We start from the raw sequence: 25,125 nt of genomic DNA on the forward strand, positions 1-25,125 counted from the left end.
TTCCTCCTTCAAATAATAATTAAAGTATATACTATAATTAAGATTTTGTCATTGTTTTTTTCTAAAATATATTTTACAGCAAATAAAAATAGGTATATAACGAATTATACACCTATTTAACCATATTATTATACGCATTTTCCACAAATCTCTTTGAAACTATCAACCTGTAATCCCGATACTTAGTTTTAATAAACAAGCCATATTTTCTTACTTCAATCTTTTTAATGTCTACTTTCTTTATTTTAAAGTTATTAAAAGGTATCACTGCCCTAAAACTGAGCTCTGTATCACTTAATTCTACCTTTCGTAAAAGCACTTGTATTAACGCTACTAGTACAAATATAATAAAAGTAATAACAGTCCAAATTTGAAAGACTGTAATTTCTAACCATAGTAATAAAGAAAATAACAAAATCATTAATGTAAATGACCAACAAGATATTGATACAGGAATATCTGGTTGATAAAAATATTTCTTATTCATAAAACACACCTCGAGGATTGATAATAATGTTAAAAATATATACAGACGCTGCTACAAACCAAAAGAATCATACTTTCGCTGCAGGAATCTTAATCGTTAAGAACCAGCAACAAACTCAATTAAAATATGACATTTCTGCCACTGATAACCACGAAGCAGAATTTATTGCCGCTATTCATGGTTTTAACTATCTTATTGAAAATTTTCCAGATGAAGATCTAGTCTTTTTCTATTCTGACAGCAAGATTTTAATTGATAGTCTTGAAAAACAATATAGTAAAAGTTATTCTCAAACTCTAGCAGATCTATTAGCACTTCAAGAAAATTTTCCAATTGTCATAAATAACTGGATTTCTGATAAAGAAAACGCTGGGGCTCATACACTTGCTATTCAAGCTTTACATGAGCATTAATTTCTTATCTTCTTTCCCCAGTATTGGAAGAAATCTGTACGTAAGGAACCATTATATAATTTTCTACGTTTAGTAGCTTTTGTTCCATAAAATTGTTCAAATTGTAAGTCACTTGTCAAAATGTACTTACTCCAAGATGTTAATGGTTGGTATAGTTTACCCATTTGTTGATATAGTTGATGTACATGTTCTTTATCACTTAAACGCTCACCATATGGCGGATTAGCTACAATAACACCATTGATCTTATCTGTTTTGAAGTCTTTTACTGCCATTTGCTTGAAGTTAACTACATCTTGGACTCCAGCTTGAACAGCATTTTCTTTAGCAATTTCAATCATACTTCCATCAATATCATATCCAGATATATCTAAATCAATATCTTTCTTGATTGCTGCTTGTGCTTGTTCTCTTGCTTGTTTAATAATGTCTTTATCAACCCAATCCCAGTCTTCAAAGGCAAAATTACGTTTCAAACCAGGTGCAATATTACATCCAATCAAAGCAGCTTCAATTGGAATTGTTCCAGAACCACATACTGGATCTACAAATGGCATTTCAGGATACCAGCGAGCTAATAGAACTAATGCAGCTGCCATATTTTCTTTTAGAGGGGCTCCACCTTTATTTACTCTGTATCCACGTTTGAATAAACTGCTACCGGTAGTATCCAATGTAATTAAGACCTTGTCCTTATTAATAGCCACTTCAATTGGATACAATGCCCCTGTTTCAGGTAACTTAGTTCTTCTATGATAGACAGTACTCATTTTAGTAACAATTGCTTTTTTAGTTATTGCTTGAACACTTGGTACATTATGTAAAGTAGATTTTTGAGACTTACCAGCTACTGGAAATTCAGCATCTAAAGGTAGAAAATCTTCCCAGTTTAAACCTTCAACACCTTGGAATAGCTCTTCAAAAGTTTTAGCTGTAAATTCACCAACTACAATCTTTATTCTATCTGCTGTTCTTAACCATAGATTTGTTTTAGCAATATCAGCTACATCGCCATCAAATCTAACTCGACCATTTTCAACATTCACTTTATAACCTAAATGCTTTAGTTCGTTACCAACGATACTTTCTATACCTGCAGCACATGTTGCAATTAATTTAAAGTTCATAATTTATTCCTTTCAATTTACATTTATCTAAAATAAAAAAGCTAGGATAGAAGTTACCTAATATCCTAGCCACCCTGATATGTAAATCTCTATAAGCCACGTTCTGTACGTCATCTAATTCAGGAAAATTAGAATCGGTGGTAATCATCTATCTCCGAGTTAAAAAACTCGCCCCCATGATTAGTTCATTTCCGTCATGAAGCGCCCCTACCAAAGTTTGGGTTACCTGCTCGCAGGGTTTACCGCGTTCCACTAATACAGTTTCCTATATTACTTCGTCACTGTGGCACTTTTCAAGACTACTCAAGCATAGCCGAAACCTTAGCTCTTTTGTCTGCCGTCACTACTAAAAGCAGTGCCTTGCCTTATTTTTTCAGCAAGTACGATCACTACAGGCATCTCAGCCTGTGCAAGCTTGGACTTTCCTCAGCCTATATACATAGACCGCGATTACCAGAAATTTACATATATAATTTATTAATTAAAATCGATTTCCACGATTTACATCATCGTTAAGCTGTGCACCAAAAACATGTCGTTCCAAATTGGATAGACGTTTAAGAATATCCATATTTGTAGATGCATTAGAAGCAGGTCTAGCAGTTGTTCCTGTTTTACCTACCGCAACTTGCTTAGTTAATTCGTCTACCTTTTTCAATAAACGATCATTTTCCATTTGTAAACGTTGATTTTCTTTTGCATAAGTTTCATAATCTTGAATAACATCATCCAAGAACTCATCAACTTCAATTGAATCGTACCCACGCATTTTTTGTTTAAAATGTTTATTAACAATGTCTTTAGGTGTAAGATTTACATTTTCCATTAAAATGCACCTCATCTACTTAGTAAACTCAACTCATAACAGTTTTTATCATACCATACATTAATAAAAATGCAACCACTTTTCAGTTGATTGCACTTTATTTTACATAAATTTTAGATTTAATAACCTTTTTCAAATGTTGTGTTATTTGCAACTTGGTTAATTGAATCCTTATTACCTTGTTGTTGTGCCTTTTGCATTACATCGTTTGCATTAACACTGTCCCAAGGAGTATCACCAAAGCCACCAACTTTTAAGTTGTTTCCATCTGCACTATAAGCAAATAGCAACTTACCGTCAGTACCACTTACAGCGTTATAATTACCCATATTATGAACAGTTAATGAATTAGCATCATTACCCATATAGTAAGCAGCCAAAGCAGCAATTTGAGCAGGTGTTAGTTGTTCATTTACTTCTTGTACCTTTTGGCTAGATTCTGTTGCTACACTTGGAGCTACTGCATTTTCTGCAACATTAGTATTACCAGTAGCAACACTACTGCTCTCTTTTGCTACAGAACTATTTGCACTTGCAACTTGATTAGTAGCAGTTTGAACATTTGAATTTGTACTTACACTATTGTTATTATTGCTATCTACAGAAGAACTTTCTGCTACTACGCTACTTTCATCAACTGCTTTAGCAGTAATCTTCTTTTCTTTTTTGCTAGTAGAACTACTCTTAACTTCTGTCTTTACATTGCTCGAATGACTAGTTGTGTTAGGAGCACTACTTGTATTACTGCATCCCACTAATACCATTGCACTTAACATTGTGATACCTAAATAAATTACTTTTTTCATAGCTCATCCCTCGATTCTGTATATTACGATTGTTAATAATTGGATAAATTCTAATAAATATCTTACAAGTATATTGTAACTCATTTATCTACATAATGAAACCTTTTTGTAATATTTATTTTATAAAAGTAATGTAAACCCTTTAATGTTACAATAATTAAAAGATCGATTAGCGTTAATTATATTAATTACACTAATCGATCTTTATTTTACAAGTTAAATAGTTTCTGACTAAGTTCTAATTCTCCCTTAGTATTTCTGGAATTTTCAAACTTCACAGAACCCTTTTCTGTCTTATCACTTAGTAAGTTACTCTTTTCCAATAAATGCTTAGTTTCTCTAGCTGCACCTTCTCCACCATCAACAATAAACGTATCATCGCCCATAATCTTTTGAATTACCTTTTTGGCAAATGGAAAATGTGTGCAGCCAAGCACAATGGAATCTGAATCTTTATAAGGACTTAATAATTTTTGTAAATATGTTTCTAATTCAGGAGAATCCACATCACCTGATTCAATAAACTCTACTAAATCTGGTGCAGGAATTTTTCGAATATCTGCCTTTGTAACATATTTATTCATCAAGTCATTAAATTTCTTTTCTTTTAATGTTAGTGGTGTTGCCATAACACCTACTTTAGAATCTTTTTTATGTTCTACTGCTGGCTTTAGAGCTGGCTCTAGTCCAACGATAATTAAATCCGGATATGCTGCTCTCAATTCCTTAATTGCCGCACTCGTAGCAGTATTACATGCCACAACAATTGCTTTACAATTATATGATAGCAAATGCTCTACTTTCTCAAATGATAATTTTTGGACTTCTTCTACCGTCTTAATACCATAAGGTGCATTAGCAGAATCACCAAAGAATATATAATCTTCATTCGGCATTATTTTAACTAATTCACGTAATACCGAAATTCCTCCCATACCAGAGTCAAAAACTCCAATAGGGGCATCTTTTTTATTAGTCATTATTAACTACCTTCCTAGAAAAAAGTTCTAGTTAATTTTAGCACACTCTGGCTAAATTACATAGATGTATTACTTTCTAGTTTGAACGTAATCTTTTATTCTTTTAACGGCTTCTACTAAGTTTTCCATACTTGCAGCATAGCTCATTCTTACATATCCTTCTCCACCTGGTCCAAAAGATACACCCGGAATAAGTGCTACTTTAGCTTCTTTAGCCAAATCTCTAACAAAGTCCCATGAGTTTTGAGGACAATTAGCTGGAATTTTAGCAAAGATATAGAATGCACCATCAGGACTTGCAATTTCAAAGCCCACTTTTTGTAATTCTTCTATAATGAAATCTCTACGCTTCAAATATTCTTCTTTCATAGGCACTGCATCATCAAAGCCATTTGTAACAGCTTCTAATGCTGCATATTGTGCATTAGTAGTAGGTGCAGTTACCATGTATTGATGAGATTTTACTACTTGATCAATAAAGTCTTGAGGCCCTAAGATAAAGCCAATTCTCCAGCCTGTCATCGCATGAGATTTGGATAATCCACTAATTAAAATTACATTATCAGGGATTAATTCAGCTAAAGAAACGTGTTTGCCCGTATATGTTAATTCAGCATAAATTTCATCGCTTAATACCCAAATATCATTTTCTTTAATCACTTCTGCTAATTCTTCTAATTGTTTTCTATTGTATGTAACACCTGTTGGATTAGAAGGATAGTTCAAAACAAGGCATTTAATATTTTTATCCTTATTATCTGCAATAACCTTGCGTAATTTATCGGCAGTCAAGACAAAATTATCTTCACTTGTATCCATTAAAATATAATTACCATGATTTAAATTACTAATTGGTAAATATAGTGGAAAAATAGGTGTTGGTACTAACACAGTATCATCTGGATTTAAAATAGCTTGTAAACTTGCATTAATAGCTTCAGTTGCGCCAACTGTAGTAACAACTTGTGTCCCACTGTAATTCAAATTATATTTTTTATTAAAATACTTAGCTGTTTCTTCTCTTAATTCCATAAAACCAGCATTAGGAGTATAGTGAGATTTATTATCCTCAATTGCCTTAATTGCAGCTTTTTTTACATGTTCAGGCGTATTAAAATCTGGTTCTCCTAATGTTAACTTAATAATTCCCGGAATTCCACTTACATCTGAATCAAATTGGCGGATATCTGATACAGCAATTTTCTCAACTTCTCTGTTAAAACTTCTTGACAATTAAATCACCTAACTTTATAGAATTATTAGAAAAATTATACCATAATTACAAACTATTTTTAATTAGCAACTATGATTTCTGTTTTATCTGTAAACATTGCTCTTTGTTCTGGAGTAAGAGCCTTATCTGTAATAAACATTGAAATCTTGTCTAGTGGGCAAATTCTGTAATAAGACTTATTTACAAATTTTTGATGTTCAGCAACTAAAATTACTTTTCTAGCTCTACTTACTGCCAAACCAACAATCTCTGCATCGCCTTGATCTAACAAATAAGCACCATTTTCATCAATACCAGATGCTGCAATAAATGCTGTATCAAATGCAATATCATGCAATTCTTGCATTGCAAGATTAGAATAGAAATATCTATTTTCGTGATTTAAAGTACCACTCAAAATCTTAACTGTTACCTTACTGTTCTCAGCCAATGCAATACAATTGTCTAAAGAGTGAGTTACAATGGCTACTGGCATATTAATACTTTGACATGTCCTTAATAAAATAGTAGATGAATCTACAAAGTATACATGATGTGGCTTAAAATATTTTCCTGCTTCCATTGCGATTTTTGTTTTAGATTTAGTAAAACGTGATAATCTACTTTGGTAATTAGGCACACTGCGTCCAAAATCTAGAGGTAAAATTCCCCCATGAGTTCGTTTAACTTCTCCCTTTTTAGTCAGTAACACTATATCTCGTCTAGCTGTATCTTGTGAAACCCCAAATTCGGTCATAATGTCTCTAGTTGAGAGTTCTTGTCTTTCTTCTAAAAGTTGTTTTATCAACTCTATTCTTTTTTCTTGGCTCAACTTCATCGCTCCATTCAATTTATTTCAATATAATTATAACTCTATATTTAAGTAATTTAAACCCTTACAATAAGGATATATCTTTATTTGCAATTAATTTATTCTAATAAAAAATACCTTATAGCTATTAGCTCTCTAACCAATAACTACAAGGTACTTTAAAAAATATATTTTATCTAATTTAATTAAAATGCAGCTTCCAATGGAGGAACAACTTGTTTCTTACGTGAAACTACGCCTGGTAAGTCCATCTTGTCGTCTTCCAACTTCTTATCGAATGCTTTTTCAACTACATCTTTAGGTTCACCTACTACTAATAAACGTGTATTTGAATCTAAAATGTTTGTTACCATTAATAAGAATAAGTCGTAGCCTTCTTCTGCATTTTGCTTTTCAATTGCTGCACGCAAAGCAGCTTCTCTAGCAAATACTTCATCTAAGTCAACTGTGTTAACTTGGTCTACACGTACTGTCTTACCACCCATTTCAAATGACTTAGCATCTGCAGAAATTAATTCTTCTTCTGTTTTACTTGAAAGGTTTGTTCCAGCTTTTAACATTTCCAAACCATATTCTTCATAGTTTACACCTGCAATTTCAGCTAATTCTTTCACAGCAGCAACATCTTCATCAGTTGTTGTTGGTGATTTTAATAATAATGTATCAGAAATGATAGCTGATAACATTAAACCAGCTAATTTAGCAGGAACTTCTACATTATTTGCTTTGAATTCTTTGTAAATTACAGTACTTGAGCATCCCAATGGTTCTGCATGGTAGTACAATGGTGCAGCTGTTTCAAAGTTTGCAATACGGTGATGATCTACAACATGTGTTACAGTTAATTCCTTAATGTCATCAACACTTTGTTGTGCTTCATTATGATCAACTAACATTACAGCTTCTACTTCATTTTTTGCAGTTGTAATTACACGTGGATATTCTTCCTTGAAGTAATCCAACACAAATTTTGTTTCTTCGTTAGGTGTGCCTAAAGCAACTGCTTCAGTATCAGCACCTAATTTATTTTGTAAATATGAGTATGCTTTAGCTGCTACAATAGCATCTGTATCTGGATTCTTGTGTCCAAAAACTAATTCTTTCATGAATAAAGAACTCCTTGTTACTTAATTATTTTTTGTTAATCTTTGTTAACCTACTAATATAATCTTCTTCTCGTAGATAATTGTCAATCTCTTTTAAGAAATTAGAAATTCTTGGTATTTGATCTTTTCCTTTTCTAAAGACAAATGACAAATCAAAGCTAATGCCTGGTTCCAATAATGCTTGCTTCATAATACCATCTTGATTATGTGCTACTACAAATGACATTGGCAAAGCAGTACATACACCAGTTTGAGCTGCAAAATTAAAAATTTGACCTGGTGTTGCAAAGTAAGAAACACTATTTGGTGCATCTAACATTGCATTTTTATAGGCTTCACTTATGCTTTCATTTAGATAATATTCAGGTGGATATGTAACCCATGGATGTTGTAACGTATCTTTTAGATTAATTTTCTTTTGTTTAATCTTATTATCGTTATGTAAAAAGATTAGATCTTCTTGGCAAATACGTTTAGATTCATAAGGTTTCCAATTTTTAATACTTTCATCAGGCAAATACATAACTGCCAAATCAATTGTATTATTCTCTAATCTTTCCCAAATTTCCTTACGTGTAAGCATATGTGTTGTTAACTTAATACCATTATGTTCACGGTAATAAGCTGTAGCAAACTGGCTAATAACACTATCTTCAATTGAAGCTAAAATACCTATATTAATTTCGCCTTGTGTTGCACTTGTTGACATTTGTATCTCATCAGTAGCCTGGTTCAATGTTTCATAAATTTGATGTGTAGCATCCAACATTGTGTAACCCGCATCAGAGAGATGTAATTTCTTACCTACTGAGTAAAATAATGGTGCACCTACTGCTCTTTCTAACTTTTTAATTTGTTGAGTAAGTGCTGGTTGGGTAATCCCTAATATCTGAGCTGCTTGTGTGTAACTCATTGTCTCAGCAAGTTGCAAGAAATAACTCAATGTTTTAGAAGAAAAAATATTCTCTTGTTTTGTTTTCATATCATTATCCTTTCGCAAATCCATACGGGACTTATCAACATATAATTTAATACCTATCCTTATTATACATTAAAATATAAAAAAATATAGTCCTTTATTTGCGAATTTGATAATTATTTTAACCAATTTTCAGGATCTTTTCTCCATGCATGCAAAATTTCTTTTTGTTTTTCTTCAATGTAGTCATTTTCTTCTGCAACTTCAATTAGTTCTGTATAATTTGTCAATGTAGCATATGATAAATTATATGCCTTAAAGTTATCATCTAATTTACCTAATTGATAACTGAAAATACCACATACTCCCAATACAGCTGCACCTTCGTTTTTAGCTGCATCAACTGCTTTTAACACACTTCCACCTGTTGATAATAAATCGTCAATTAACACTACTTTTTGACCTTCAGCTAAAACACCTTCAATTTGCTTCCCACGTCCATGATCCTTTGGCTTAGAACGTACATAAATCATAGGTAAATTTAATTCTTCAGCAATCCATGCAGCATGAGGAATACCAGCAGTTGCAGTTCCTGCAATAACTTCTGTTTCTGGATATTTTTCTCTAATAATATCAGCAATTCCTTTAGCAATTCTCTTTCTTACTTCTGGATAGCTAATCGTTAATCTGTTATCACAATAGATTGGAGATTTAATTCCACTTGCCCATGTAAAAGGTTCTTCTGGTGATAAAGTTACAGCCTTAATACTTAATAAATCTTTTGCTACTTGTTTCATTATTTTTCCCTCCATAATTTTGTAACTAATCTATAACTATCTAAAGGATTTTCAGCTTTAGTAATTGCACGTCCTACAACAATACCACTTGAATGATTACGTGCAGCAGCATCTGGTGTCATTACACGTTTTTGATCACCAACATCGCCACCTGCCAATCTAATTCCTGGAGTTATTCTCAAGAAATCATCGCCTGTTAACTTATAGATCATATCAGATTCTTCTGCTGAACAAACAACTCCATCTAGGCCAGATTTTTGAGCAATCTTAGCATAGTTTTTTACACTTTCTTTAAGTGAGATTGATAATTTTTGTTCATTCTTTACCATTTCTTCATCAGTAGAAGTTAATTGTGTAATACCTAATATCTTAGTATTAGTATCACCGTTAGCTCCATCTAACAATCCTTCTTTAGCAGCAATTAACATTTCACTACCACCAGAAATATGAACTGTTGTAAGTTTGACACCAAGTTTTCCGATAACTTTCATTGCTTGCTTAACAGTATTTGGAATATCATGTAATTTCAAATCTAGAAATACATCATGTCCTTCACTGATTAATTCTTTAACCATATCAGAACCTTCACTATAGAAAAGTTCCATCCCCACTTTTACAAATAACTTTTCGTCTTCAGGAAACTTTTTCAAAAATTCAAAAGTTTTCTCTTTATCCGGAAAATCCAAAGCTATTATTGGTCTATCGTATTTCATAATTTTCCTCCTGTATAATTCCATTCTGTTATTTTTATATTCAAATTGTTTAATTCAGATTTTAAGTCCTCAGATAATTCTTCTGGTTTTTTCAGACATAGAGTTTCAGGATTACATTTTCTTGTAATTTCAGTTATAACTTCATATGACAACGGTTCAAAGAAAGTTGTAATTGGCAAAGATAGACTAAAAGCCAATGTATCTGGAGAATTTGAAATTAAACTTACGTCTAATCCAGAATTTGCTAATATCAATAGTTGCTGATTATTGGCAAAACTTCGATTGGATAAGCTTTCAATTCCATCAATTAGTAAAATATCTGCTTTACTTTTCTCCAACTCATCCTCTTCTTCGTATGTTGCATAAAAGTATGACACATTAGCATCTAGCGTACCTGCGACTCCATCTATCTTCTTATATGTTGGTCTTATCGCCAAATCATTGCGAATTTGTTCTACTTTATCTACCTGAATATTCCATAATTTAGCTAACATTTTATCACTGATTCCAAGTTCCTTTGCTTGTCGAATGCTTTTCTCACTTGGTTCAGCATTTTTTATATTTTCTATGAAATCAATTAATTTGTATATTGTATATAAGAACTGTGCATCAATCTTGGTTAACTCACTAATTTCATCAATTGTATATCCACGTCTAAAAGCTTCTGCAATTATGAATAAACGATTTGCTTGAGGGTGAACTAAGTTTTCTTCTAATTGAAAATCATCAATATTCAAAAACTGGGTTAGCATACTATCAATTTTTTCGTTAGTCATTGACTCAATAGCTTTCATTAGTGCACTTTCCAATGATCTACCGAAAGCAACTATTTGTCCCTTTGCTTGTCTTCTAGTCCCTAATCTCTTAGCTTGACCTTTGGACCAATTTGGAACCTTAACGGCTAAATAATCCATTATTGGTTCACTAGCAGCTGTAAGATTTGAAAATCCAGTTCTTCTAATTGCATCTAAGCGTATTCCAAGTGAGATTTTAGTAATAATATCAGCTAATGGATATGCTGTAATCGCCGAGATCAAAACTGAAGATCTGTTAAAAGATGGGTTCATTTCTAATATGTAATACGTATCTCTCAATGAATCAAACGCTATTCGAATATTGCAACTTCCGACTATATTAAACATTCTTGCTAATCGCAATGAAACAGTTCGAAGCTTCTGAAATTCCTGATCATCTAATGTTTGGATTGGTGCTACTACCATTGAGTCAGCTGAATGTATCCCAACAGCGTCAATATTTTCAAATGCCCCAACCAAGATACAGTTATCATAACTATCCCTGACAACCTCTAATTCTAATTCCTTATACCCAGTTACACTTGCTTCTATCAAACAATTACTTATTGGTGATTCTTCAAATGCACGGTTTACATTAACTATTAGTTCTCTTCTATTATTACACAAATCTCCACCAGGTTTATTAGTCGTTGCTGAGGCTCTGACAATTACTGGATAATTATATTCACTAGCAAAATCAATTGCTTCTTCTATATTTGTTATTTTCTTAGAAATTGGTGTTGGAATTCTTTCCTCATTAAGTAAATTACTAAATTTTTCTCTATCAAACATACTACTTAATGATGCTAAATCTGTTCCTAAAATTTTCACATTTAAGGCACTTAGCAAACCATCCTTTGCTAGCTTTATACATGCATTTATTCCTGTTTGCCCACCAAAAATCGGAATAATAGCATCTGGTCTAGTTTTAGTAACTATGTCTGCTAAATTATCAGCTGTCATTTTCATACTATAGAATTCATCTAATAGTTCTGACATCTGACTTTCATTAATTCTAGGAGCAACCAGAATCGGTTTGTATCCTTGTTTGCTTAGTGTATAAATTGCACTTAAAGCTCCACTATTATATGAGCCTAAGACAATAATTTTTTTATTTTGACTCTCTAATAGCATTTATCTTATCCTTCCTTATGTCAATTAAATGCATAAAATCATAGAATACATCTGTTCCATCACTAGGACCTGGAGCTCCTTCTGGTTCAAATTGAACAGAAAAAGTTGGATATTTTCGATGCTTAATACCTTCAATCCACCCACTATTTAAATCTTTGTGAGTTACAATTAAGTTATCTTTAGGTAAGGAACTTTCATCGACTATGTAACTATGATTTTGTGCAACTGTTATAATTCTACCAGTTGCAATTTCAATAACTGGAAAATTCAATCCTCGATGTGCACGTGGTAATTCCTTTACTTTAGCTCCATTTGCAATAGCCAATAATTGATGTCCCAATCCTATTGCAAATGTCGGATAATTAGCCTGAATTTGTCTAATTGTTTCAAATGAATCTTCTAAAGTATATGGGTTCCCAGGTCCATTGGATAATAGCACACCATCCGGACAAAGATTTTTAATTTCTTGAAATGTCGCAGTGTATGGAACAATAATTGTATTGCAATTCATACGTGATAATTGACGCAATACACTATGTTTTACTCCATAATCAACTAAGACTATATTTCTTCCGGTATCAGGATTAGGATATGGTTTACTGGTAGAAACCATATCTACTAATTGGTCAGTTAATACAGTTGCATGTAATTGATCAAAAGCATGTTCTAGATCGTTTTCAGCATCAATAATACTTCCTTTCGTTATTCCATTATGTTTTGATAAAATTCTTACTAATTTTCGTGTATCAATGCCATAAATTCCAGGAATATCTTGATTCTTTAAGTAATCTGAAAATGACTGCGGACTCGACACATTCATGCTATCAGTGTATGTATGACAAACGACACCTTTACAGACTGGTTGCAATGATTCTAAATCATCAATGTTTGTCCCATATGTTCCCAGTACAGGTGTCGTAAAAACAATTATTTGATTTGCATACGTTGGGGATGTGACAACCTTTTGATAACCAGTCATTGCAGTGGTTAATACCACCTCACCAGTTGAATTTATTTGTGAACCAAAACCTTCTCCTAAAAATGTACTACCATCTTCTAGAATAAGTAATCGTTTCAAAAGCCTCACTCCCAACATGATATTATTCACAACTATTATTATAGCGTATCGATAAAAAAGGTTAAATATCCATTCTTATCTTTTTCTCATGTTCAGCTTCACTAGCTGCTTTCTTTGGTAAAATTAAGTTTAAAACAATTCCAAAGATTGTTGATAAAGCAATACTTGTAAGTTGGAAATTACCTAACTTCAAATAAGTACCACCAATTCCGACAACCAAGATAACAGCTGTAATAATCAAATTTCTTTTTGCTTCAAAGTTTATTTTATTATCAACTAAAATTCGTAATCCATTTGCAGCAATCATACCGAATAATAGGAATGAAATACCACCAATTACAGGAGTTGGAATAGATTGAATCAAAGCAGCAATTTTACCACAGAAACTGAATAAAATAGCGAAGAAAGCAGCTCCTGCAAGCACCCAAACACTATGAATCTTTGTCATAGCTAACACACCAATGTTTTCGCCGTAAGATGTTGTTGGAGGACCACCAACAAAACCAGCAATTACACTAGATAAACCGTCACCTAACAATGTACGGTGTAATCCTGGATTCTTGAAGAAATTACGCTTAGTTAATTTATTCAAAACCATAACGTGTCCCATGTGCTCAGTCATAGTAACAAAGGCAATTGGTGCCATTCCAATGATTGCTCCTGGATACCACTTAAAGTCATAATTAACAAACATTACGTCAAATGCAGGTAGAGAGAACCATTTTGCTGCTGCCACACCAGATAAATCAACAATTCCCATGAAAACAGCGAAAATGTAACCTACAATTATACCTAAAAGTACCGGAATCATACTTGAAAATCCACGTAAGAACATGTTAAAGATAATTGTTGCAACTAAAGTGAAAATTGCTACTCCAAAGTATTTAAGATCATAATGGTTATTATTGAACATTGCATCGTTAGCTGCAGTTGTAGCTAATGATAATCCAATAACTATAACGATAGGACCTACAACAACTGGTGGTAAAACCTTATCTACCCATTGTGAACCAAACTTTCCTATAATCAAGGAAACAATAACATAAACTAAACCTGCTGCAATTGCACCTTGACCTACTGCAGGATATCCTTCAGATTTCATCAAAGCCTGCATTGTCATAATAAAGGCAAAACTTGATCCTAAGTATGCCGGAATCTTAGCTCTTGTACAAAGAATATATACCAAAGTACCTACCCCTGAACTAAACAAAGCGATACTTGGATTCATACCAATTAATAAAGGTACTAAAACGGTTGAACCAAACATTGTAAATAAATGTTGGACTGATAGAAGTAACCACTGAGGAAAAGTTGGTTTATCTTGAACGTCAAGAATTGCCTCAGGGTTTCTGAATTTCTCGTTTTTCATGATTAAATTAGCCTCATATCTTTATTTTATAGTTTCTTTAATTCGATTCCATCTTTTCCATCAACTTCGTCTACATAAACTGCTACTTGTTCATCCATAGCAGTTGGAATATTCTTACCAACAAAATCTGCTCTAATTGGTAATTCACGATGTCCTCTATCTACTAATACAGCTAAATTGATCTTCTTAGGTCTACCAATATCCATTAAAGCATCTAAAGCAGCTCTAATTGTTCTTCCTGTAAATAACACATCATCGACCAAAATTACATGTTTATCTTTAATATCAAAACCTAAGTCTGCTTCATTTACTACTGGATCTTGTGCTAGTGATGCATCATGTCTATCATCACGGTAAAGTGTAATATCTAATTGTCCAACAGGAACTTCAGCATTTTCCAATTGTTTCAATCTATCAGCTATTCTTTGTGCTAGATAAACACCTCTTGTCTTGATCCCTACTAGAACTAAATCATCAATTCCTTTATTTTTTTCAATGATTTCATAAGTCATTCTAGTTAGCGCACGCTTCATCGCCATTGAATCATAAATTTGTTTTGCCATTAAAATCATCCTCCTTAAATATTCGAGCCATTAACTATTGCTTAGCTGAAAAAATAAAAGGACTAGAACAAATTAGTCCTAGTCCGCGTATTAATTTCATTTTTATATTAATATACACTATAAGCTTAAATAAGCATTATACCTTTTCAGCCTCACGGGACTAGTTTAAAGGACTCTATTCTTCTTAAACTAAGATACTGTAAAAGCTACCGTTTGTCAAGCAATTCTAATAGCTTTTTGAAGTTTTCTGGTAGTGGTGCTGTGAATTCTAAGTATTCATTTGTTCTTGGATGAATAAAGCCTAGTTTCTCAGCATGTAAAAATTGGCCACTATTTCCTAATGTCTTTCTTGGACCATACAATTGATCTCCAACTAAAGGATGCCCTATATATTTCATATGAACTCTAATCTGATGTGTTCGTCCAGTTTCTAAGACACATTTAACTAAAGTATAATCTCCATAACGTTTCAAAACTTCAAAGTGGGTTACTGCATTTCTTCCATCCTTAACTACTGCTTGTTTCTTACGATCAACTTTACTTCTTCCTAACGGTGCATCAATAGTACCACTATCTTCTTTGATATTTCCGTGAACTAAAGCTACATACTCACGTGTATTAGTCTTATCTTTTAATTGCTTCGCTAAGCTTTGATGTGCCATATCATTTTTAGCGACCATCAATAATCCTGAAGTATCCTTATCTATTCTATGAACAATACCTGGACGATAAGTACCGTTAATAGTAGATAATGGTGAATGGTATAGTAATGCATTTACTAGAGTATGTTCAAAATGTCCAGGAGATGGATGCACAACCATTCCTTGAGGCTTATTTACAACAATTACATCATCATCTTCATAAACAATATCTAACGGAATATTTTCAGGTTCTAAAGATAATTTCTTTACTTCTGGCTTATCAAAAGTTATTTCATCGCCTAAATTGACTTTATAATTAGCTTTTTTCACATCTCCATTTACCTTGATATTTCCATCGTCAATCATCTTTTTTAATTGAGATCGAGTATAATCTGTAAAAATATTAGTAACAACTTTATCTAATCTACCAGTCTTATCTGCTAATACTTTATAATCACTCATCTTTTTCATCCTTTATTAATGCTATTATTACTATAATTACACCAAACGTTAGACACATATCTGCTACATTAAAAATTGGAAAATTCATAAATAATGTTTCAAACATATCAACAACGTAACCTAAACGAATTCTATCAATAAAATTGCCCAACGTACCAGCAATTAATAATGAAATTGCCAACATATATAAATTATCATTTTTCAATTTCCAGAAGAAATATCCCATCAAACCTAGAGCAACTATTGTAATGACTGTAAAGAACCATTGTTGTCCACTTAGAACACTCCAAGCAGCTCCATCATTTCTAACATTTGTTAAAGCTAAAACATTAGGTAAAATTACTTGGCTGGTTCCTAATTTAATATTTGCAGAAATCCAGAACTTTAGACCCTGGTCTGCAATAATCAAAATAATAATCATCGGTATATATAACCACATTGTAGATTACACCTTTCCTATCAAAAATGAGTCATATAACCTCTAAGTAATATGACTCAAGTTAATTTACTTCAATATATCCGATAAACTGTATACCAATCTATCTGCATTATAATCTTGATGAAGTAGCTTATCCGGATCAAATAGAATTCCCGACATTCCAGCATTATGGCCTGCTGCGATATCAAGTTCTCTATCTCCAACCATCACTGATTCTTCAACTTTTAAATTATACTTACTAACCAAGTATAACAAAGATTCTGGATCTGGCTTACGAGCAAAATCATTATCTGCAGTTACAAAATCATCAAAATAAGACCAAAGATTATCTCTTTTTAAAATATTCAAGGCACTACTGTCACGATGTGTTAATAGAAAGTTTCTACCACCATTTTCTTTTATCTTACGACAAACATCTGCAGCATCATCAAAGAGACGCATTTTATCTTGATATTGTTCTTCAAAAGAATGATACATTTGACGTAGCTTTGGTATGTCTAGATTTTCGCCATATAACTTAAAAGCTTTTCTAACAGAAGCTTCGCGCATAATTTTATAGACTTCTTTACTATCTAACTCTATTTCTTGAGTTTTCAAAGTTTCTACAAATGCTCGAACCATACCAGGATAGCTGTTGTATAAAGTTCCATCAAAATCCCAAAAATAATTCTTATACTCCATACTCTTATTCCTCATCAGTATCATACATAATTGTTACAGGTCCATCATTAACTAATGATACCTGCATATCAGCTCCAAAAATTCCAGTTTCAACTTGTACACCTGATTCGCGTAACTTTTCGTTAAACTTATCATAATTCTTGCTAGCTATATCTGGATTTTGGGCTCTTGTAAAGCTAGGTCGGTTTCCTTTACGAGTTTGTGCATATAAAGTAAATTGCGAAATAGACAAAATACTACCTGATACTTGCTGTAAGTTTAAATTCATCTTATCATCAGCATCACTAAATATTCTAGCGTTTAAAACTTTTCTTGCTAAATATTCAATTTCCTTATCGCCATCATTTTCAGTAAAACCTACTAATAACAATAATCCTTGTCCGATTTCACCATTTACGTTTCCATCTATTTCAACCGATGCTTGCTTTACTCTTTGCAATAATACTCTCATTTAAACAACACCCTCTAATGTATTGGACGTTTAACCATATAAACATCCGGAATATTCTTTATTCTATCAATAATTCTTTGGAGATGTTCCTTATCTTTAACACCAATCGTAGCAGAAATATTTGCCATCTTATTATGATCAATTCGTCCATTTACAGAATTCAGACTCTTAGTGTTATTGTTGATTGCTTGAAGTATATCATTTAACAAGCCATCTCTATTATATCCTTGAACTTCTAAATCAGCATTATAGTAAGCTCTATCGTCAGGTAAGATATTCCAAGAAACATCTATTAATCTAGTTCCTTGGCTTTCGGCTGCTTTCACATTAGGACATTCAACTCGATGAACAGAAACTCCACGACCCTTAGTAATATATCCAACAATATCATCACCTGGAACTGGATTACAACAATGACTTAATCTAACAAGTAAATTATCAATACCTTCAATTAAGATACCACTTTCTTGCTTAGGCTTCTTATTTTCCTTTGTATCATTATTAATTTCTTGATGATTTTCCAATAATGCCTTTTCTTCTTGGCGTTTTCTATCATCGTCGGCTTTCTTTCTAAGATCTGCTGTTAAAATATTAACAATTCCAACTGGTGCAGTATCACCAGAACCAATGGAAGCATACAAATCGTCGGCTTTCTTAAATTGCTTTTTCTCTAAGCATTTAGCCATATTATCAATTAAAACATCTTTAGCATTATATCCTGCATTGGTTAATTCTTGAATTAGTATTTCTCTACCTTTTTCAATATTTTCTTCACGATCGCGTTTCTTGAAAAAGTGTTTAATTTTATTTCTAGCCTTGCTTGTGTGTACTAAATCTAACCAGTCTTGACTAGGACCTGCAGAATTTTGTGAAGTTAAAATGTCTACAATATCCCCGTTCTTCAATTGATAGTCAAGAGGTCGAATCTTACCATTGACCTTTGCTCCAGTTGTATGAGCACCAATTTCAGTATGGATACTATATGCCATATCCAATGGGCCTGAGCCTTTTGGTAATTCAAATACATCACCTTTAGGAGTAAAGACATAAACTCGATCACTAAACAAGTCACCTTTAACACTTTCCATAAATTCGGAAGCATCGTTTGACTCTTTTTGTAATTCTAGAATTTCTTTAAACAAGTTCAATTTCGTTCCAGTAGTTGTTTGAGGAACTGCATCTTTACGTCCTTCTTTATATGCCCAATGTGCAGCAATACCATATTCAGCCACGCGATGCATTTCTTCAGTTCTTATTTGAACTTCAAAAGGTCTACCATTAGGGCCGATGACTGTTGTATGCAAAGATTGATACATATTAGCTTTAGGCATAGCAATATAGTCTTTAAAACGACCTGGCATTGGTTTCCAACGAGTATGGATAGCTCCTAAAACTGCATAACAATCTTTAATGCTCTTTACAATTACACGTACTGCAGAAAGATCATATATTTGACTGAATTGCTTATGTTGATCTCTCATCTTTCGGTAAATTGAATATATGTGCTTAGGTCTACCATATATATCATATTCAATATTCAATTCTGCGATTGCTTTCTTAATTTCAACAATCACTTCATCAATATAATGAACTCTTTCTTCACGTTTAGAGTTCATCAAATGTACAATACGATAATATTGTTGAGGATTTAGATAACGCAAAGACATATCTTGTAATTCCCATTTAATTGTACTAATACCTAATCTATCAGCTAATGGAGCATAAATTTCAAGGGTTTCATTTGCTATTCTTCTTTGCTTATCTGGTCTTAAATGACTCAAAGTTCGCATATTATGTAACCTGTCAGCTAGTTTGACAATAATTACACGTAAATCTTTAGACATCGCCAACAATAATTTACGATGATTTTCAGCTAACTGTTCTTGATGAGATTTATATCTTATTTTACTTAACTTTGTTACACCATCTACAATAACTTCTACATCTTTTCCAAATAATTCACCAATATCTCCTAGTGTAACCTTTGTGTCTTCAACAACATCGTGTAAGAAACCAGCACTAACAGTTTCTGGATCCATTTTTAAGTTTGCTAAAATTCCGGCAACTTGAATTGGATGGATTATATAAGGTTCACCAGATTTTCTAACTTGCTCACTATGAACATAAGTGGCAAATTCACACGCTTTTTCAACAAATTTAACATGATTTTCATTCATGTACCCTTTGCACATATCAATTACATCTTGAGCTGACCAAATTGTTTCTTTTTTCATAAATCTCACCTCAACACCCAATAATTTTTTCAACTAATCTCAACTTAACTCCAAAGCAAATGATAAACTTGCTAAAAAATATAATGGTGCAGTTTCTGCTCGCATAATTCTTGGACCTAAACCAGCTAAAATAAAACTATTTGCTTCTAAAAATTCTATCTCTTTTGGAGAAATTCCACCTTCAGGACCAAAAATAGCAATGATATTGCTAGGTTTCTTATTTAAAATCTTAAACAAGTTTCCACTTTCACCTTTTTTAGCTGATTCTTCATATGCAACAATTCTAGCATCATTTTTTTCAAAATCTATATCTTTCAACTTTTCTACAAAAGTTACTTCAGGAATTTTCGTCCTATGAGACTGTTCAGCTGCACTTCTTGCAATTTTTTGTAACCTTTGTACTTTCTTGCTACTTCTTTTTTTATCCCATTTTGCAACAGAATAATCACCTACAAAAAAGATAAATTTAGTAGCACCCATTTCAGTACCCTTTTGTACTATCCAATCAGCTTTATCATTTTTAGATATTCCACAAGCGATAGTAACATCTGCTGGAAGTTCTACATCTGACGGAATAACCTCGACTGAAGTTGCTTTTGCTTTTCCATCTTCAATTTTTGTAATTTCCATCTTATGAACAACTTCTACATCATCAACTAATTCAAAAATATCTCCAACTTTCATTCTCAAAACCTTAATTGCATGTTTATAAATTTCCGGTGTGAGTTGATATTCAGTTGTAATCTTAGAATCAGCAAAATATCGTTGCATTAAATATCCCCCTTAACTGGTTTATGTGCAATAATTGAGTACCAATCTTTTTTATTCAAAATTTCATCTACAACAAAACCATTTTGTTCTAATTCTGTTAAGATTAATTCTTTCTTATCATTTATAATACCAGATGTAATGAAGATACCACCATCTTTAAGATTTGACTTAGCTTGAGGAATTAATGGAACTATAATTTCTGCTAGAATATTAGCTACTATTAAATCTACATTCTTATGTACACCTTCTAATAAATTATTAGGTTTAATTTCAATATTATTGCTAACTGGATTTAGTGCAAAATTTTCTTTAGCAGCTGTGACAGCATTATCATCAATATCATAAGCATATACCTTATCAACACCAAAATGTCTTGCTGCTATACTTAAGACACCAGATCCTGTTCCTACATCAATCATACTCTCATTACCTCGTACAGATGTTTCCAATGCCTGTAAAGCCAGTTGAGTAGTAGGATGTGTACCTGTTCCAAATGCTCTACCTGGATCTAGTCTTATTAAGATCTCATCTTCTTGTTCTTTTTGATATTCTTCCCAGCTTGGTACAATTGTTAGATACTTAGTCAATCTAACCGGATGATAATATTTCTTCCATAAATCTACCCAAGCATCATCTTGTAAATTAGTCAATGACACTTTGGCTTCTCCTGGATTCAGACCAAAGTTATTTAATTTCTTTATCTTTTCTTCTAATTCTGGAATTAATTCAACTAAGCCTAATTTACTAGGAAAATAAGTAATTACCTTTACTTTTTCTAAGCCTTCACTATCATCAATTTGAACGCCACCAGCACCATTTTCCATTAATATGTTAACTACTGCGTCAATTGCTTCATTAGTTGTAGTTACATTTAACTCGTTCCATTCCAACGTCAGCTCATCCTTTCTAAAACTTAGGGTATTTAATCCTATTATTTGGATTAGGTAAACTTAGCATATTTGAATCAATAATCTTTTTATACTCATCTTCAGACCAGACCAATTCAAAAATTTCTTTTTCATCATCTGTTAGGAAATCTAATAAATCTGACTCACCATTATCCAATACTATTTGTAAATATGATACAAAGGCTTTTGCTTCTGCTAAAGACCAACCATTCTTACCATCATAAGGCAAACATACCAAATAGTCATCTGCATCAAAATTTTTCTCACGATTTTTATCATAGATTAATATTTCATCTACAAAAGTAACTACTGGCTCAGTTGACTCCACACCTAAAGTATCAGTTAATAAAGCTGCCTCTTTATTTTCAGCATAAAAAGTTAGTTCTATTTCAAATTGTCTATCTTTCTTATTCCAATTAACGAATATATCACCGTCAAAATCTAGTGTTTTCACTGTTTCTTTTAAGAAAGAATTTAAATCCGCTGCTTCTACCAATTTTACTTCCCCCATACCCTATTTATATTTACTTTCTATAATACATTATAATATTATCATTATCCAACTTTTATTGTATTATTCGTATTTTACTAAGCTTTATCTCTATATTTTTCTTATTTTTACTATTAATTTTCGTTTTTAAATTTTAATTTCCTTTATTTTCCTTACAAAACCTGTAATTAAGCATAGTATTATGAAGTATAAAAATGATATAATATAACAATAAAACGAATATTAACATAATAAATATTTAAGGAGTCTTATTTATGGCTGAATATAAAATGATTTTAGATTTAGATACCGGTATTGATGATGCACTAGCAATCGCATATGCTTTAGCAACACCTGAAAGTGACTTAATTGGTATTGTTGGATCATACGGAAATATCTTAGTTGAACAAGGTGTACAAAATAGTTTAGATTTACTTGAAATGTTGGGACATACTGAAGTTCCTGTTTATCAAGGACTATCTCATTCATCAACTACTGATCATTTCGATGTTATGCCAATTAGTGCTCAAATCCACGGTAAAAATGGTATTGGAGAAGTTGAAATTCCTACTGCTAAAAGAAAAGTTGAAACTATGAATGGTCCTGACTTCTTTATTGAAGCAGCTCACAAATATGGTAAAAAGCTTTTAATTGTTCCAACTGGTCCATTAACTAATCTAGCAGCAGCTATCAAAAAGGATCCTGAAATTATTAATTTAGTTGGTCGCGTAACACTCATGGGTGGTGCTTTAACAGTTCCTGGTAATGTTAACCCTGTTACTGAAGCTAACATTAATCAAGATCCTGAAGCAGCAGATTTTGTATTTAGAAGTGGTATTCCTCTTACTATGGTTGGTTTAGACGTTACAACTCGTACCTTGTTAACTACAAAAGAAACTCAAAAATGGCGTGACTTAGGTACATTTGCTGGTCAAAAATATGCTGATATCGTCGACTACTACATTGACGCATATAAAGTAACAAGTCCACACCTTGGTGGTTGTGCTCTTCATGATCCTTTAGCTGTAGGTGTAGCCGTCGAACCATCTTTAGTTACAACACTTGCTTTAGATATGAAGGTTGATACTGAAGGCCCTTATGCAGGAAGAACAATTGGGGATGAAACTAAAGTAAACAACCCAAATCCTATAAGTAAAGCCGCAATTGGTGTTAACAAAGATAAGTTTTTAGATGAATTCATGGAAAAATTAACTAAATTATTTGCAGAAGCTAATTAATAACTTATTAAGGAGGGCTAGACTTGGTATTTCTCGGCTTAGCTTTATACATTTTTTGGCTCTTAATAACACTGCTAAAAATTAATAGTTTGGCTCAGACTCCTACATTTTCATATCAGGTAGCTTTTTTTGGAAGTTTGTCTTGGTATAAAAACGCTAGAAATATTATTTTATTAGTATCATTTTGTATATTAATTTATTTTGCTTCTTTACAATTTATTTATTTTTTATTTCTATTTTCTAGTTTATTCTTTTTAGTACTATTCATACATAACATTCAAAGAAGTATCGGTACTGTAAAAGAAAATTTAATTCTAATGTCACTTAGTATTTTGGTCAGTGTTATTTCTTGCTGGATACTTTCCTTACTATAAGAAAAGTGATAAAGCCCAGAGTATATTAATTAAGATATACTTGGGCTTTATTTTTTTCTATATAAAATAAAAATCATAACCATCTATTAAAAATTGATAGAGGCTATGATTTTCATAATTCTTTACTTGTTATTATTTAACATCAATAATTTTTACTTGCATAGTTCCACCTGGTGTGTCGATGGATACTACATCGCCTAACTTATGTCCAATTAAACCACTTGCAATTGGAGATTCGTTTGAAATTTTACCTTCAAATGGATCTGCTTCTGCAGCACCTACGATTTGATATGTTTCTGGTTCATCATCATCTTCTTGGAATGTAACTGTCTTACCTACTGCAACTTCATTTTCATCAATTGACTTATTGTCGATAATTTCTGCATGGTTTAGCATATTTTGAATTTCTTTAATTCTAGCTTCCATAAATGCTTGTTCATCTTTTGCAGATTCATATTCTGAGTTTTCAGATAAGTCACCGAATGAACGAGCTATCTTAATACGTTCAATAATTTCTGCACGTTTAGTAGTACGTAATTCTTCTAATTCTTGTTCTAATTTTTCTTTACCTTCTAAAGTCATAGGAAATGTTTTTTCTGCCATTTTATTCACCTCAAAATTATTTTTCTCGTTTTCTTAAAATATCTCTAACTTTAGTAACTAACAAGTCAATAGCAACTTGGTTTTCTCCACCTTCAGGGACAATAATATCAGCATAACGCTTAGTTGGTTCGATAAATTGATGGTACATTGGTTTTACAGTTGATTTATATTGATCAATAACTGATTGCAATGAGCGACCACGTTCTTCGATATCTCTTTGAATACGTCTGATAATACGGATATCATCGTCAGTATCTACAAAAATTTTAATATCCATCAAGTCTCTCAAAGCTGGATCATTCAATACTAGAATACCTTCTAGAATGATTACTTCCTTAGGCTCAACCTTTTCAACCTCTGAACTTCTAGTATGCTCTGTATAATCATAAATAGGTTTTTCAATGGTTTTCCAATCTAATAAATCTTTTAATTGCTTAACTAACAACTCAGTATCAAATGCATTAGGATGATCATAGTTTGTTTTTATGCGTTCTTCAAAAGGCATGTCACTTTGATCATTATAGTAAGAATCTTCTTGTAACATCAATAATGAGTGACCATGTAGTTGTTCAAAAATTGCTCGACTAACTGTTGTCTTACCAGAACCTGATCCACCTGTTACACCTATTATTACTGGTTTGTTTTCCCTATTTGCCATTATTATTCTCTCCCTCTA

Annotated in this window: 27 protein-coding genes and 1 other RNA gene; 2 read left to right on the forward strand and 26 right to left on the reverse strand. The window is 32.3% G+C overall.

The window, feature by feature from the left end; genetic code table 11:
• Nucleotides 1–112: 112 nt before the first annotated feature.
• Nucleotides 113–487: an EbsA family protein gene (locus FC55_RS00420; protein ID WP_003700176.1), complete on the reverse strand. Its 375-nt coding sequence runs from the start codon at nucleotides 485–487 to the stop codon at nucleotides 113–115.
• Nucleotides 488–513: 26 nt separating this feature from the next.
• On the opposite strand from FC55_RS00420, the gene FC55_RS00425 reads away from it, so the two are divergent.
• On the forward strand, nucleotides 514–900 hold the full coding sequence (locus FC55_RS00425) for an RNase H family protein (RefSeq protein WP_003700175.1): 387 nt from the start codon (nucleotides 514–516) through the stop codon (nucleotides 898–900).
• Here FC55_RS00425 and FC55_RS00430 read toward each other — a convergent pair.
• The 23 genes from FC55_RS00430 to FC55_RS00535 all read right to left on the reverse strand — a co-directional run bounded on the left by FC55_RS00430 (nucleotide 897) and on the right by FC55_RS00535 (nucleotide 22,255).
• A complete protein-coding gene (locus FC55_RS00430) occupies nucleotides 897–2,027 on the reverse strand; it encodes a THUMP domain-containing class I SAM-dependent RNA methyltransferase (protein WP_003700174.1) in 1,131 nt (376 codons plus the stop codon). The two genes, FC55_RS00425 and FC55_RS00430, sit on opposite strands and share 4 nt — an antisense overlap.
• A gap of 87 nt (nucleotides 2,028–2,114) precedes the next feature.
• Nucleotides 2,115–2,489: RNase P RNA component class B (gene rnpB, locus FC55_RS09725), an RNA gene on the reverse strand.
• A gap of 19 nt (nucleotides 2,490–2,508) precedes the next feature.
• Nucleotides 2,509–2,853, reverse strand: coding sequence for a cell division regulator GpsB (gene gpsB, locus FC55_RS00435; RefSeq protein ID WP_003700172.1), 345 nt, complete (start codon nucleotides 2,851–2,853; stop codon nucleotides 2,509–2,511).
• A 119-nt stretch (nucleotides 2,854–2,972) separates the two neighbouring features.
• The gene (locus tag FC55_RS00440) at nucleotides 2,973–3,659 is read right to left on the reverse strand and encodes a hypothetical protein (RefSeq protein WP_003700171.1); all 687 of its coding nucleotides are present in this window, start codon (nucleotides 3,657–3,659) and stop codon (nucleotides 2,973–2,975) included.
• A 209-nt stretch (nucleotides 3,660–3,868) separates the two neighbouring features.
• The gene (gene murI / locus FC55_RS00445; protein WP_003700169.1) at nucleotides 3,869–4,639 is read right to left on the reverse strand and encodes a glutamate racemase; all 771 of its coding nucleotides are present in this window, start codon (nucleotides 4,637–4,639) and stop codon (nucleotides 3,869–3,871) included.
• A 69-nt stretch (nucleotides 4,640–4,708) separates the two neighbouring features.
• On the reverse strand, nucleotides 4,709–5,872 hold the full coding sequence (locus tag FC55_RS00450) for a pyridoxal phosphate-dependent aminotransferase (RefSeq protein ID WP_003700167.1): 1,164 nt from the start codon (nucleotides 5,870–5,872) through the stop codon (nucleotides 4,709–4,711).
• A 59-nt stretch (nucleotides 5,873–5,931) separates the two neighbouring features.
• Nucleotides 5,932–6,684 (reverse strand): DeoR/GlpR family DNA-binding transcription regulator, encoded by a 753-nt coding sequence (locus FC55_RS00455; RefSeq protein ID WP_035149763.1) that lies wholly within the window; start codon nucleotides 6,682–6,684, stop codon nucleotides 5,932–5,934.
• Between the two features lie 185 nt (nucleotides 6,685–6,869).
• Nucleotides 6,870–7,790, reverse strand: coding sequence for a manganese-dependent inorganic pyrophosphatase (locus FC55_RS00460; protein ID WP_003700164.1), 921 nt, complete (start codon nucleotides 7,788–7,790; stop codon nucleotides 6,870–6,872).
• Nucleotides 7,791–7,815: 25 nt separating this feature from the next.
• The gene (locus FC55_RS00465; protein WP_003706230.1) at nucleotides 7,816–8,772 is read right to left on the reverse strand and encodes a LysR family transcriptional regulator; all 957 of its coding nucleotides are present in this window, start codon (nucleotides 8,770–8,772) and stop codon (nucleotides 7,816–7,818) included.
• A gap of 113 nt (nucleotides 8,773–8,885) precedes the next feature.
• On the reverse strand, nucleotides 8,886–9,506 hold the full coding sequence (pyrE, locus tag FC55_RS00470) for an orotate phosphoribosyltransferase (RefSeq protein WP_003706228.1): 621 nt from the start codon (nucleotides 9,504–9,506) through the stop codon (nucleotides 8,886–8,888).
• A complete protein-coding gene (gene pyrF, locus FC55_RS00475) occupies nucleotides 9,506–10,219 on the reverse strand; it encodes an orotidine-5'-phosphate decarboxylase (RefSeq protein ID WP_003704381.1) in 714 nt (237 codons plus the stop codon). The genes pyrE and pyrF overlap by 1 nt, the downstream gene beginning before the upstream one ends.
• Nucleotides 10,216–12,147, reverse strand: a complete 1,932-nt coding sequence (locus FC55_RS00480) for an ATP-binding protein (RefSeq protein ID WP_003700160.1) — start codon at nucleotides 12,145–12,147, stop codon at nucleotides 10,216–10,218. The genes pyrF and FC55_RS00480 overlap by 4 nt, the downstream gene beginning before the upstream one ends.
• Entirely contained in the window at nucleotides 12,125–13,225 is a 1,101-nt protein-coding gene (locus FC55_RS00485; RefSeq protein ID WP_035149758.1) for a carbamoyl phosphate synthase small subunit, read from the reverse strand. Before FC55_RS00485 ends, FC55_RS00480 begins: the two co-directional genes overlap by 23 nt.
• 61 nt (nucleotides 13,226–13,286) lie before the next feature.
• The gene (locus tag FC55_RS00490) at nucleotides 13,287–14,594 is read right to left on the reverse strand and encodes a uracil-xanthine permease family protein (protein ID WP_003700158.1); all 1,308 of its coding nucleotides are present in this window, start codon (nucleotides 14,592–14,594) and stop codon (nucleotides 13,287–13,289) included.
• A gap of 26 nt (nucleotides 14,595–14,620) precedes the next feature.
• Nucleotides 14,621–15,157 carry a bifunctional pyr operon transcriptional regulator/uracil phosphoribosyltransferase PyrR gene (pyrR, locus tag FC55_RS00495; protein WP_003704375.1) on the reverse strand — a complete coding sequence of 179 codons (537 nt, stop codon included), beginning with the start codon at nucleotides 15,155–15,157 and terminating at the stop codon, nucleotides 14,621–14,623.
• A 206-nt stretch (nucleotides 15,158–15,363) separates the two neighbouring features.
• Nucleotides 15,364–16,260 (reverse strand): RluA family pseudouridine synthase, encoded by an 897-nt coding sequence (locus FC55_RS00500; RefSeq protein WP_035149755.1) that lies wholly within the window; start codon nucleotides 16,258–16,260, stop codon nucleotides 15,364–15,366.
• Entirely contained in the window at nucleotides 16,253–16,699 is a 447-nt protein-coding gene (gene lspA / locus FC55_RS00505; protein ID WP_003700154.1) for a signal peptidase II, read from the reverse strand. The genes FC55_RS00500 and lspA overlap by 8 nt, the downstream gene beginning before the upstream one ends.
• A 66-nt stretch (nucleotides 16,700–16,765) precedes the next feature.
• Entirely contained in the window at nucleotides 16,766–17,380 is a 615-nt protein-coding gene (locus FC55_RS00510) for an HAD family hydrolase (protein WP_035149752.1), read from the reverse strand.
• Between the two features lie 4 nt (nucleotides 17,381–17,384).
• Nucleotides 17,385–17,831 (reverse strand): D-aminoacyl-tRNA deacylase, encoded by a 447-nt coding sequence (dtd, locus tag FC55_RS00515; RefSeq protein WP_003700152.1) that lies wholly within the window; start codon nucleotides 17,829–17,831, stop codon nucleotides 17,385–17,387.
• Nucleotides 17,832–17,845: 14 nt separating this feature from the next.
• Nucleotides 17,846–20,065, reverse strand: a complete 2,220-nt coding sequence (locus FC55_RS00520; RefSeq protein ID WP_003700151.1) for a RelA/SpoT family protein — start codon at nucleotides 20,063–20,065, stop codon at nucleotides 17,846–17,848.
• A 39-nt stretch (nucleotides 20,066–20,104) separates the two neighbouring features.
• Nucleotides 20,105–20,836, reverse strand: a complete 732-nt coding sequence (locus FC55_RS00525) for an RsmE family RNA methyltransferase (RefSeq protein ID WP_003700150.1) — start codon at nucleotides 20,834–20,836, stop codon at nucleotides 20,105–20,107.
• Nucleotides 20,836–21,726, reverse strand: a complete 891-nt coding sequence (prmA, locus tag FC55_RS00530) for a 50S ribosomal protein L11 methyltransferase (RefSeq protein ID WP_003700148.1) — start codon at nucleotides 21,724–21,726, stop codon at nucleotides 20,836–20,838. Before prmA ends, FC55_RS00525 begins: the two co-directional genes overlap by 1 nt.
• Before the next feature lie 16 nt (nucleotides 21,727–21,742).
• Complete coding sequence (locus tag FC55_RS00535; protein ID WP_003700147.1) at nucleotides 21,743–22,255, reverse strand: DUF3013 family protein; 513 nt, start codon at nucleotides 22,253–22,255, stop codon at nucleotides 21,743–21,745.
• 254 nt (nucleotides 22,256–22,509) lie between these two features.
• Between FC55_RS00535 and FC55_RS00540 the strand changes: the two genes are divergently transcribed.
• On the forward strand, nucleotides 22,510–23,472 hold the full coding sequence (locus FC55_RS00540; RefSeq protein WP_003700146.1) for a nucleoside hydrolase: 963 nt from the start codon (nucleotides 22,510–22,512) through the stop codon (nucleotides 23,470–23,472).
• 506 nt (nucleotides 23,473–23,978) lie between these two features.
• On the opposite strand, the gene greA is transcribed toward FC55_RS00540, so the two are convergent.
• Nucleotides 23,979–24,449: a transcription elongation factor GreA gene (gene greA, locus FC55_RS00550; protein ID WP_003700144.1), complete on the reverse strand. Its 471-nt coding sequence runs from the start codon at nucleotides 24,447–24,449 to the stop codon at nucleotides 23,979–23,981.
• A 16-nt stretch (nucleotides 24,450–24,465) separates the two neighbouring features.
• Nucleotides 24,466–25,107 (reverse strand): uridine kinase, encoded by a 642-nt coding sequence (gene udk, locus FC55_RS00555; RefSeq protein ID WP_003700143.1) that lies wholly within the window; start codon nucleotides 25,105–25,107, stop codon nucleotides 24,466–24,468.
• Nucleotides 25,108–25,125: the final 18 nt, after the last annotated feature.

It is taken from the genome of Ligilactobacillus salivarius DSM 20555 = ATCC 11741, from assembly GCF_001435955.1.
Lineage (GTDB): Bacteria > Bacillota > Bacilli > Lactobacillales > Lactobacillaceae > Ligilactobacillus > Ligilactobacillus salivarius.

Bases quoted from the DNA above. Each gene is read 5' to 3' on its own strand.
- FC55_RS00520 (WP_003700151.1), bottom strand. From the start codon at position 20,065: ATGAAAAAAGAAACAATTTGGTCAGCTCAAGATGTAATTGATATGTGC.
- FC55_RS00490 (WP_003700158.1), bottom strand. From the start codon at position 14,594: ATGAAAAACGAGAAATTCAGAAACCCTGAGGCAATTCTTGACGTTCAA.
- FC55_RS00525 (WP_003700150.1), bottom strand. From the start codon at position 20,836: ATGCAACGATATTTTGCTGATTCTAAGATTACAACTGAATATCAACTC.
- pyrF (WP_003704381.1), bottom strand. From the start codon at position 10,219: ATGAAATACGATAGACCAATAATAGCTTTGGATTTTCCGGATAAAGAG.
- pyrR (WP_003704375.1), bottom strand. From the start codon at position 15,157: ATGGCAAAACAAATTTATGATTCAATGGCGATGAAGCGTGCGCTAACT.
- FC55_RS00535 (WP_003700147.1), bottom strand. From the start codon at position 22,255: ATGGGGGAAGTAAAATTGGTAGAAGCAGCGGATTTAAATTCTTTCTTA.
- FC55_RS00460 (WP_003700164.1), bottom strand. From the start codon at position 7,790: ATGAAAGAATTAGTTTTTGGACACAAGAATCCAGATACAGATGCTATT.
- FC55_RS00425 (WP_003700175.1), top strand. From the start codon at position 514: ATGTTAAAAATATATACAGACGCTGCTACAAACCAAAAGAATCATACT.
- FC55_RS00480 (WP_003700160.1), bottom strand. From the start codon at position 12,147: ATGCTATTAGAGAGTCAAAATAAAAAAATTATTGTCTTAGGCTCATAT.
- gpsB (WP_003700172.1), bottom strand. From the start codon at position 2,853: ATGGAAAATGTAAATCTTACACCTAAAGACATTGTTAATAAACATTTT.
- FC55_RS00440 (WP_003700171.1), bottom strand. From the start codon at position 3,659: ATGAAAAAAGTAATTTATTTAGGTATCACAATGTTAAGTGCAATGGTA.
- pyrE (WP_003706228.1), bottom strand. From the start codon at position 9,506: ATGAAACAAGTAGCAAAAGATTTATTAAGTATTAAGGCTGTAACTTTA.
- FC55_RS00465 (WP_003706230.1), bottom strand. From the start codon at position 8,772: ATGAAAACAAAACAAGAGAATATTTTTTCTTCTAAAACATTGAGTTAT.
- dtd (WP_003700152.1), bottom strand. From the start codon at position 17,831: ATGAGAGTATTATTGCAAAGAGTAAAGCAAGCATCGGTTGAAATAGAT.
- lspA (WP_003700154.1), bottom strand. From the start codon at position 16,699: ATGTGGTTATATATACCGATGATTATTATTTTGATTATTGCAGACCAG.
- udk (WP_003700143.1), bottom strand. From the start codon at position 25,107: ATGGCAAATAGGGAAAACAAACCAGTAATAATAGGTGTAACAGGTGGA.
- FC55_RS00500 (WP_035149755.1), bottom strand. From the start codon at position 16,260: ATGAGTGATTATAAAGTATTAGCAGATAAGACTGGTAGATTAGATAAA.
- FC55_RS00540 (WP_003700146.1), top strand. From the start codon at position 22,510: ATGGCTGAATATAAAATGATTTTAGATTTAGATACCGGTATTGATGAT.
- greA (WP_003700144.1), bottom strand. From the start codon at position 24,449: ATGGCAGAAAAAACATTTCCTATGACTTTAGAAGGTAAAGAAAAATTA.
- FC55_RS00510 (WP_035149752.1), bottom strand. From the start codon at position 17,380: ATGGAGTATAAGAATTATTTTTGGGATTTTGATGGAACTTTATACAAC.
- FC55_RS00420 (WP_003700176.1), bottom strand. From the start codon at position 487: ATGAATAAGAAATATTTTTATCAACCAGATATTCCTGTATCAATATCT.
- FC55_RS00430 (WP_003700174.1), bottom strand. From the start codon at position 2,027: ATGAACTTTAAATTAATTGCAACATGTGCTGCAGGTATAGAAAGTATC.
- murI (WP_003700169.1), bottom strand. From the start codon at position 4,639: ATGACTAATAAAAAAGATGCCCCTATTGGAGTTTTTGACTCTGGTATG.